General features: G+C 66.1%; 8 protein-coding genes. 5 read left to right on the top strand and 3 right to left on the bottom strand.

Annotated features, from left to right (window positions below; translation table 11 throughout):
- The first annotated feature begins 47 nt into the window (after positions 1-47).
- The 3 genes from glnH to glnQ all read left to right on the top strand — a co-directional run bounded on the left by glnH (position 48) and on the right by glnQ (position 2383).
- The gene (gene glnH, locus CCA01S_RS14370; protein WP_066459715.1) at positions 48-794 is read left to right on the top strand and encodes a glutamine ABC transporter substrate-binding protein GlnH; all 747 of its coding nucleotides are present in this window, start codon (positions 48-50) and stop codon (positions 792-794) included.
- Between the two features lie 273 nt (positions 795-1067).
- A complete protein-coding gene (locus tag CCA01S_RS14365) occupies positions 1068-1658 on the top strand; it encodes an ABC transporter permease subunit (protein ID WP_439951512.1) in 591 nt (196 codons plus the stop codon).
- Entirely contained in the window at positions 1655-2383 is a 729-nt protein-coding gene (glnQ, locus tag CCA01S_RS14360; RefSeq protein WP_066459711.1) for a glutamine ABC transporter ATP-binding protein GlnQ, read from the top strand. Before CCA01S_RS14365 ends, glnQ begins: the two co-directional genes overlap by 4 nt.
- A 105-nt stretch (positions 2384-2488) precedes the next feature.
- Here glnQ and CCA01S_RS14355 read toward each other — a convergent pair whose 3' ends face one another.
- The 3 genes from CCA01S_RS14355 to CCA01S_RS14345 form a co-directional block, all read right to left on the bottom strand.
- A complete protein-coding gene (locus CCA01S_RS14355; protein WP_066459708.1) occupies positions 2489-3208 on the bottom strand; it encodes a hypothetical protein in 720 nt (239 codons plus the stop codon).
- Positions 3209-3319: 111 nt separating this feature from the next.
- Positions 3320-4117, bottom strand: a complete 798-nt coding sequence (locus CCA01S_RS14350) for a nucleotidyltransferase family protein (protein ID WP_066459706.1) — start codon at positions 4115-4117, stop codon at positions 3320-3322.
- Entirely contained in the window at positions 4117-5160 is a 1044-nt protein-coding gene (locus tag CCA01S_RS14345) for an aminoglycoside phosphotransferase family protein (protein WP_066459704.1), read from the bottom strand. The genes CCA01S_RS14350 and CCA01S_RS14345 overlap by 1 nt, the downstream gene beginning before the upstream one ends.
- 161 nt (positions 5161-5321) lie before the next feature.
- On the opposite strand from CCA01S_RS14345, the gene CCA01S_RS14340 reads away from it, so the two are divergent.
- Entirely contained in the window at positions 5322-7691 is a 2370-nt protein-coding gene (locus tag CCA01S_RS14340; RefSeq protein ID WP_066459702.1) for an LPS-assembly protein LptD, read from the top strand.
- Positions 7688-9217, top strand: a complete 1530-nt coding sequence (locus CCA01S_RS14335) for a peptidylprolyl isomerase (protein WP_066459700.1) — start codon at positions 7688-7690, stop codon at positions 9215-9217. Before CCA01S_RS14340 ends, CCA01S_RS14335 begins: the two co-directional genes overlap by 4 nt.

The following is a 9217-nucleotide window of genomic DNA, read 5'->3' as shown; positions in this document are numbered from 1 at the left end:
TGCGGCGGGCAGACCGCCGCGGAACCATCCCACAAGGAGACTCGACGATGTTGCCCAAATCCCTGAAAGCTGCCCTGCTGGGGCTGGCCTTTACCCTGGCCCTGCCAACTGCCCAAGCGGCCGACAAAGAACTGGTCGTAGCCACCGATACGGCCTTCGTGCCCTTCGAATTCAAGCAGGACGGCAAATACACCGGCTTCGACATTCAACTCTGGGAAGCCATCGCCAAGCAGGCCAATCTCAAGTACAAGCTGCAGCCCATGGATTTCAACGGCATCATCCCGGGCCTGCAGACGCATAACATCGACGCGGCCCTGGCGGGCATCACCATTCGTCCCGACCGCGCCAAGGTCATCGACTTCTCCGACCCCTACTACGAGTCGGGCCTGGCCATCCTGGTGGCGAAAGACAGCCCCATCAAGACCGCCAAAGACCTCGACAACAAGACGGTGGCCGTCAAGATCGGCACCGCCACGGTCGATTACATGAAGGCCAACGTGCCTTCGGCCAAGCTCAAACTCTTCCCCAACATCGACAACGCCTTCCTTGAACTGGCCACGGGCCGCGTCGATGCCGTCGTGCACGACACGCCCAACGTGCAGTATTACGCCAAGACGGCGGGCGAAGGCAAAGTCAAGGTGGTGGGCTCGCTCAAGAGCGGCGACTTCTACGGCATCGCCTTCCCCAAGGGCAGCACGCTCGTGCCGGAAGTCAACAAGGCGCTGGCCGCCCTCAAGGCCGATGGCACCTACGACAAACTCTACGAAACCTGGTTCGGCAAGAAGCCCGAATAAGCCCGCGCAACAAGGAAAAACCGCATGACATTTGAATGGTCTGCGATCTGGGCAGCCTGGCCCGACCTCATGTCAGGCGCCTGGATGACGGTGCAGATCACCTTGCTGGGCCTGGTGGGCGGGACGCTCATCGGTGCCCTGGCCGGGGTGATCATCACCTACGTGCCGGTGCCGGTCAGCCGCCGTTCGCTGTCCTGGACGGTGGTGGCGCTGGTGGTGCTCTACGCGCTGCTGCGCCTGGCTTCCTGGCTGGGCGGCGGCCTGCTGGCCGATGTGCCTCAGCCCGTCTGGTGGCTCGTGCAGGCGGCAGTGCTGGTGGCGCTCATCTGGCGCTTTGCCGCCTGGATTCCCGTGACACTGTCGGTGCTGGCACAGGTGTACGTGCTGCTCATGCGGGGCACCCCCATCGTGGTGCAGGTGATGTTCATCTACTTCGCCCTGCCACTCATCATCAACCTGCGCATCGACGGCTTCACCGCCGCCACGTTCACGCTGATGATCAACTCCGGCGCCTACATCGCCGAGATCGTGCGCGCCGGGCTGCAGTCGGTGCCCAAGGGCCTGCAAGAAGCGGGCCAGGCCATGGGTCTGCCGTTCTACAAGATCCTCGCCTTCATCATCGGGCCAGTGGCGCTGCGGCGCATGATTCCCACCATGGGCAACCAGTGCATCATCAGCCTGAAAGACTCATCGCTTTTCATCGTGATCGGGGTGGCCGAACTCACCCGCCAGGGCCAGGAGATCATCGCCGGTAATTTCCGCGCGGTCGAAATCTGGAGCGCCGTGGCCATCATTTATCTCATCATGACGGGCTTCATCGCGCTGGTGCTCAAGTTCGTTGAACACAGAACGCGCATCCTATGAGCATCGTCCAATTCAAGAACGTCACCAAGCGCTTCGGCGATAACGTCGTGCTCGACGGCATCGACCTGTCCATCGAATCCGGCGAAGTGGTCGTCGTGGTCGGGCCCTCGGGCTCGGGCAAGTCCACCTTCCTGCGCTGCATCAACGTGCTCGAAACCATCCAGGGCGGCGACATCGTCGTCAATGGCCTGAGCGTGCTGGGCAAGGCCTCGCAGGTGCGCGAACTGCGCCGCGAGGCGGGCATGGTGTTCCAGCAGTTCAATCTCTTTCCGCAGCTCACGGCGCTGGAAAACGTCATGTTCGGGCCGCTGCACACGCGCGGCGTCGCCCCGGCGCAGGCACGGCAGATGGCACTCGACCTGCTCGCCAAAGTGGGGTTGTCCGAACGCGCCGGGCACTATCCGGGGCAGTTGTCGGGCGGCCAGCAGCAGCGCGTGGCCATTGCGCGCGCCCTGGCCATCAAGCCGCTGCTCATGCTCTTTGACGAACCCACCTCGGCGCTCGACCCCGAACTGCGCCACGAGGTGCTCAAGGTGATGCAGGACGTCGCCGAAGAAGGCATGACCATGATCGTGGTCACCCACGAGATGGAATTCGCCCGCAAGGTGGGCAGCCGCCTCATTTTCATGGATCAGGGCAAGATCGCCGAAGACGGCAAGCCCGAAGCCCTGCTCAACAACCCGCCCAGCCAGCGCCTCAAAGATTTTCTGCAGCACGTTTCCTGATGGTGGCCGTGCCGTCCGCTCGTGCGCGGCACTGGCCGCGCTGCACCGACGCAAAAACGCCGACCCTCGGGTCGGCGTTTTCGTTGAGGCAGTCAGGCGGTGCGTTCAGCGGCCCGCAGTGGCGCGTACCGTGCGTGTGGCGATGATCTTGTCGGAGCCTTCCGCCATCACCTGCACCGTCACCTGGCGCAGGCGGTAGGCCTTGGGCAGCTCGGTCTGCCCCTGCACCACCACGTAGCGCCCCATGTCCAGGGGTTGCGAGCCCAGGCTGACGTAGGCCGTGTTGCCGTTGGGGTAGCTGCCGATGCCCACCAGCTTGACCTCGCCGCGCAGATTGCCGACGTCGGTCTGGTCTTTGGCCGGTTCTTGGATCAGCAGCACCTGGTAGTGCAGGCCGTCCGGCTGGATCTGCATGTCGGTGTAGCGGATGCCGGGATTCGAGCCGCGCGGGTCGGGGGGGATGGCGGCCAGCAGACTGGAGACGCCCGCTTCCATGTCGGCGGCGCGTTTGCGCAGCTGCTCTATCTTGGCGGCGTCGTCCTGCTGGGCGCCTTGCGCTTCTTTGATGCCTTGATGCAGGGTCTTGGATTCGGTGGCAAGGCGCTGGTTTTCGAGGCTGGCCGTGTTGAGATCCATGCGCAACTGTTCGGATTGCTCGACCGTGAGCCGCTGTGGGCCGTAGCTGCGCTGCAGGAACAGCACGCCGCCCGCGCCCAGGACGATGCCGGTAATGAGCAACAGCAGCCAGCGCGGGATGCCCCGGCTGCGCCGGGTGTAACCATAGGGGGTCGGTTTGAAGGTTGGGCGATTCGAGCCAAATGACATGAAGAATTTCCTGAAGCAGCGCGGCGGCATCCACCGAAACCCATTAGCATAAGGGATTGCCGCGCCAAGTGAGGCCGTGCCTACAGTCGGTTGCGATTTGCCAGATTCAGTTTAGCAGCCCGGTGGCTGATCCCGCAGGGCCGCGTCCAGCGCGGCCAGGCGCGCTGGCGTGCCGACGTCCACCCAGCGGCCGTGGTGGTGTGTGCCGCCCACAGCGCCCTGGCGCATGGCCGCGCGCAAGAGCGGCGCCAGGGGTGCAGGCTGCGCGGCGTCCACGTGCTCGAAGAGCGCGGGACGGTACAGGCCGATGCCCGCGAACGTCAGCGCCAGGCTGCCGCGTGGCGCCGCGTCCGTGGGCGTTGCGTGGTTCCACGCCGTCGCGGCATCTGCGTCGGCCTCGCTGCGCGGGGCCGCCGTCGCTGTTTCTGGCCGGGGGATGTCCGCGCTCAGACGCCCGTCGGGGTGCAGCAGGAAGTCGCCCACCGGGTGGTGCGCCGGGTTGTCCACCAGCAGCAGGTGCGCCTGTTGCCGCGCGGGCCAGTGCCGCGCCCAGGCCAGGGCGTGGGCCGGGTTCCAGTCGCACCAGACGTCGCCGTTGACAACCAGAAAGGGTTCGCCACAAAAGAAGGGCAGGGCGCGGGCGATACCGGCGGCGGTTTCCAGCGCGGGCGATTCGGGCGAATAGCGCAGGCGCACGCCCCAGGCACTGCCGTCGCCCAGCGCGGCCTCGATACGCGCACCCAGCCAGGCGTGGTTGATGATGACGTCGCGGATGCCGGCCTGTGCCAGGCGCCGCAGGTGCCAGACGATGAGCGGCTGGCCGCCTGCGGGCAGCAGTGGCTTGGGGCAGCTGTCGGTGAGCGGGCGCATGCGCTCGCCGCGCCCCGCCGCCAGGATCATGGCGCGCATCAGAACGAATAGCCGTCGGTTTTCGGCGTCTGTTCGACCTGGTCGAGCAGGCGCAGGAGCGGGTGGAAGACGTTGTAGCGCCCGGCCACCTGGCGCACATAGCCCAGCACGCGCGGGATGTGGTCGAGGTAGTGATGCTTGCCGTCGCGCTGTGACAGCCGGGCGAAGACGCCCAGGATGCGCAGGTTGCGCTGCAGCCCCATCCATTCGTATTGCTGGTGGAATTGGGCGAAATCGGTGGGCACGGGCAGCCCCGCCGCGCGTGCGTATTCCCAGTAGCGGATCGCCCAGTCGAGCTGCCGCGGTTCGTCCCAGGTGGTGCGCGCGTCCATCACCAATGACGCGATGTCGTAGCTGATGGGGCCGGACACCGCGTCTTGAAAGTCAATGACGCCGGGCACGAAATCGGGGGCCCCCGCGCCGATCATGAGGTTGGGCGAGTGGAAGTCGCGGTGCACGAAGACGCGCGGCTGGATGGCTGCCTGCTGGGCCAGCAGGGTGAACACCCGGGCCAGCATGGCGCGCGTATCGACGTCGGGTGCCCGCCCGTGGTGCGCATGCAGATACCACTGCGGGAAAAGTTCGAGCTCTTGCAGCAGGCGGGTATCGTCGTAGACCGGCAGGTCGTCGGCGGGGCATTGCTGCAGGGTCATCAGCGCGCGCAGCGCCCCGCGCATGTGCTGCTGCAGGCGCGCGTCGTCTTGCGCAAGGCCGGCCTGGATGGCTTCGTAGAAGGTTTGCGTGCCCAGGTCGGTGAGCAGCAGAAAGCCCTGGCCGAGGTCTTGCGCCCGCACGTCGGGCACGTGCACGCCGCCTGCGCCCAGGCGCTGGGCAATGCGCACGAAGGGCGTGCAGTCTTCGTGCGGCGGCGGGGCGTCCATGACGATCAGCGGTTCGTGGGCCGTCTGGACGCGGAAATAGCGGCGGAAGCTGGCGTCGCCCGAGACGGGGCTGAGGGTGCCGGGCTGCAGTTGCAGGGTGGCGGGCAGTTGGTGCAGCCAGTGCTGCAGCGCCTCCAGGCGCGAATCTGGGCTTGGGCTCATGGGATGGTGGGTGAGTGCGGCCAGGCGGCGGGCTGCGCGTCGGCCAGAGGGTTCGTTGCGCGCGTTGAACGCGCCTTCTCTATAATACTGGGTCGCTGGTCGAAGTGGGTGCGCAGATCAGTCTCTTTCCAACTCATCACCTTCTAGAGGGCCCCGTCTTCGTGCATCGGATCAGCCGCATCATCCTCCTGAGTGCCGTTCTGTCCGCGCCCGCGCTGGCCGACGAACCCGCCACGCAGGCCCGAGGCCTGCGCATGGTGGGCAGCCTGGGGCATCATCCTGGCCTGAAGGACGACACGCTGCCTTCGTTTCTCATTGGCGACGACATCACCCGCAACGCGGGGGGGCGCGTCATCCTGCGCGGCGCGGCGCAAGTGCGTCGGCTCGATGGCGTCATCAAGGGCGAGCGCATCGATTACGACCAGGCCACGGGCGACACCGAGGTGCGCGGCAACGGGCTCATCATGCGCGACGGCAACATCGTCAAGGGCCCGCACCTGCGCTACAACGTCAACACCAGCCAGGGCGAAATCGACCAGCCACGATTCTGGCTGGGCACTACCGGCGGGCAGGGGCATGCCGATCATGCGGACATCATCAGCCGCCAGCACGTGCGCCTGAAAGACGTGCGCTACACCGGCTGGTCGGGGCCCGACCCGGCCTGGTACATCGACGCCAGCCGGGTCGATCTCTACCTGGACGAGAACGAGGGGGCGGCCCGCAACGGGGTGCTGCGTTTCAAGGATGTGCCCATCCTGTATTCGCCCTATCTCACGTTTCCGCTGGGCAAAGACCGCAAGAGCGGGTTTCTGGTGCCCACCTACGGCACGTCCAGCAACGGCGGCTTCGAACTCACCACGCCGTACTACCTGAACCTGGCCCCCAACTACGACGCCACGCTTTCGCCGCGCTATCTCAGCAAGCGCGGCCTGCTGCTGGGCACCGAACTGCGCCACCTCAGCGCCTCGTCGCATTCCGAGCTCTTTGGCTCGTACATCATGCGCGACAACCAGACGGGCGACAAACGCTGGATGTATTCGGTGCAGCATACGCAAGATCTGGCACCAGGCTTGCAGCTGTACCTCGATGCCCGCAAGGTGTCCGACGACGATTACTTCCGCGATTTTTCCTCGTTCGGCCTGTCGGACGCGGCCATCACCTACATGCCCAGCCAGGCGCTGCTCACCTGGGAAAACGGTAGCCACCTGAGCGGCTCGCTGCAGTTCTACCGCTATCAAACCCTGCAAGACAGCACGGGTTCGTTCCTGGCGCCGCCCTACGACAAGCTGCCCGAACTGCACTTTCGCGCCCAGCACTACGACTGGCACAGCCTGGATGTGGTGTCCGACAATTACGCCACGCGCTTCGTCGCCCCCATCTACCAGGGCAGCGCCTTTCCCGCGGAATCCGGCAAACGCCTGATGCCCAATGGCACGCGCCTGACGTCCTACACCACGGTGGCGCGCCCGTTCGTGGCCCCGTGGGGTTATTTCACGCCCAAGGCCGGGCTGCACATGAGCCAGTACGACACCGACTGGTTCTACGGTTCCATCCAGGGCCTGCCGCCCGAGCTGCTGGGGCAGCCGCGCAGCCAGACGCGCGTGCTGCCGATCGCCTCGGTGGACACCGGCCTTACGCTCGAACGCGACACGACCCTGTTTGGCAACGACGCCATCCAGACGCTCGAACCGCGCCTCTACTACCTGTACGTGCCGTACCGCGATCAGTCCGGCCTGCCGGTCTTCGACACCGGCATGGCATCTTTCAGCTACCAGCAGGCCTTCGACGAGAACATCTTCAGCGGCGGCTGGGATCGCATCGCCAACGCCAATCAGCTCACGGCGGGCCTGACCACCCGCTGGCTGGATGCCGACACGGGGTTCGAGCGCCTGTCGCTGTCGCTCGCGCAGCGCTTCTACTTCGACGACCAGCGCGTCACGCTGCCGGGCCAGACGCCGCGCCAGGCCACCGAATCCGACTACCTCGTGGGGGCCAATGCGGCGCTCACCAACCGCTTCAGCGTGTACTTCGACGGCCAGTTCGACCACGAAACGCAAAAGCGCAGCCGCCTGAGCTCGGGCGTGCGCTGGACGCCCAAGCGCCTGGCCACCATGTCTCTGTCGTACCGCTACGAGCGTGACCCCAATCTGTATACCGACCCCTATCAGGTGCTGCCGGCCGACGTGGTGGATCAATCGCGTGAACAGGTCAGCTTCACCAGCCAGTGGCCGCTCGCGCGGCGCTGGTTCGGCGTCGGGCGCTACGATTACTCGCTCGCGGAAAAGCGCAGCACCCAGTCCATCGTCGGGCTCGAATACCGCGGCGACGGCGGCTGGGCGGCGCGCGCCGTGCTGCAACGCTATGCCGTGTCGGCGGAAAAAACCAACACGGCGCTGTTCCTGCAGCTTGAACTCACGGGCCTGGGTTCCCTCGGAACCGACCCCATGTCCCTGCTGTCCGATCGCATCACGGGCTATCAGTCCGCGACGCCCCCCACTCCTGAAAAAACCGAATTCGAGAGGTACGAATGATGTCTGGCTTGCGTCATCCCGCCTATGCGCTGTCCCTGGCCCTGATTCTGGGCGGCAGCGCCCTGCTGCCCGCCCAGGCGGCGGACAAGGCGGCTGTCCGGCATCCGGCAGCCACGTCCCGCCCTCCGGCTGCCGCCCCTGCGGGCGGCCAGTTCGTGGACGGGATCGCCGCCATCGTCAACAAGCAGGTGATCACGCTCGGGCAACTGGCCGACAAGATGGCCCTGGTGCGCATCCAGATGCAGCAGCAGCGCATCCCCGTGCCCGACGATGCCGCCTTGCGCCGTCAGGTGCTGCAGCAGATGATCAACGGCCTGCTGCAGGATCAGGAAGCCGCACGGGTCGGCATCCGCGTAAGCGACGAGCAGGTGCGGCGTGCCGTGCAGACCGTGGCGCAGCGCAACCGCATCAGCCCCGAGCAGCTGCAAAAAGAAATCGTCGCCACCGGCATGACCTGGGATCAATACCAGGCCGAACTGCGTGAGCAGATCCAGGACGACATTCTGCGCCAGCGTTTCGTGGAAGATCACATCAACATCAGCGACAGCGATATCGATGCCTTCCTGCAGACGCATGCCAATATGCCCATCGCCCCGGCACCCGCCGCGCCCGCGCAGCCCGAACCAGAACCCCAACCCGCGCCCCAGCCCACCGGGCCCGAACTGGTCGAACTTGCCCAGATTCTCATCGAGGTGCCCGATTACGCGTCCGAGCAGACCGTGGCCGAAAAGCGCAAGCAGGCCGAGGCCGTGCTGCGCAAGTTGAAATCGGGGGCCAGCTTCGCCGGCGTGGCGGCCGCTTCGTCCAACGGGCCGCAGGCCCTGCAGGGTGGCGACATGGGCATCCGGCCCCTGAAAGACTGGCCCGACCTCTTCGTGCGCGCCATTGCCGACACGCCGCCCGGCGGCCTGAGCGGCATCATTCAAAGCGGGCGCGGCTTCCACATCCTGAAGGTCGTGCGCCGCGGCTATGCCCAGCGTCCCGCGCCCAAGCCGACGCGCGCCGCGCCGCCCGCACCGGCGCCGGCTCCCGTGGCGCAGCAGCCCGCAGCCGCCGGCCCCATGATGGTCACCCAGACCCACGCGCGACACATCCTCATCAAGACCTCCAAGGTCATGAGCGACGACAAGGCGCGCGGCATACTCGAAGGCTTGCGCACGCGCATCGAGCACGGTGAATCCTTTACCGAGCTGGCCAAGCGCTACTCGCAAGATGCTTCGGCGCCCCAGGGCGGCGACCTGGGCTGGCTCAACCCGGGAGAAACCGTGCCCGCGTTCGAGCAGGCCATGAACGGCCTGCAGGACGGCCAGGTCAGCCAGCCGGTCAAGTCGCCCTTTGGCTGGCACCTCATCCAGGTCGAAGGGCGCCGCACCAAGAACATGGAACAAGAATTCCGCCGCATGCAGGCGCGCCGCGAGCTGATGGAACGGCGCATCGGCCCGGCCTACGAAGATTGGCTCGACCAGCTGCGCGGCCAGGCCTACATCGACAACCGGCTCGACAACAGCCGTTCGGGACAGCAGTAG

It is taken from the genome of Castellaniella caeni NBRC 101664 (assembly GCF_001592225.1).
Classification (GTDB): Bacteria; Pseudomonadota; Gammaproteobacteria; order Burkholderiales; family Burkholderiaceae_B; genus Castellaniella; species Castellaniella caeni.
Note: the sequence above shows the minus strand (reverse complement) of the source record. Positions and strands in the feature narration are given on the sequence as shown.

What these genes read in the sequence shown, in the direction of transcription:
- glnH (WP_066459715.1), top strand. Translation starts at nt 48, where the DNA reads ATGTTGCCCAAATCCCTGAAAGCTGCCCTGCTGGGGCTGGCCTTTACC.
- glnQ (WP_066459711.1), top strand. Translation starts at nt 1,655, where the DNA reads ATGAGCATCGTCCAATTCAAGAACGTCACCAAGCGCTTCGGCGATAAC.
- CCA01S_RS14355 (WP_066459708.1), bottom strand. Translation starts at nt 3,208, where the DNA reads ATGTCATTTGGCTCGAATCGCCCAACCTTCAAACCGACCCCCTATGGT.
- CCA01S_RS14350 (WP_066459706.1), bottom strand. Translation starts at nt 4,117, where the DNA reads ATGCGCGCCATGATCCTGGCGGCGGGGCGCGGCGAGCGCATGCGCCCG.
- CCA01S_RS14345 (WP_066459704.1), bottom strand. Translation starts at nt 5,160, where the DNA reads ATGAGCCCAAGCCCAGATTCGCGCCTGGAGGCGCTGCAGCACTGGCTG.
- CCA01S_RS14335 (WP_066459700.1), top strand. Translation starts at nt 7,688, where the DNA reads ATGATGTCTGGCTTGCGTCATCCCGCCTATGCGCTGTCCCTGGCCCTG.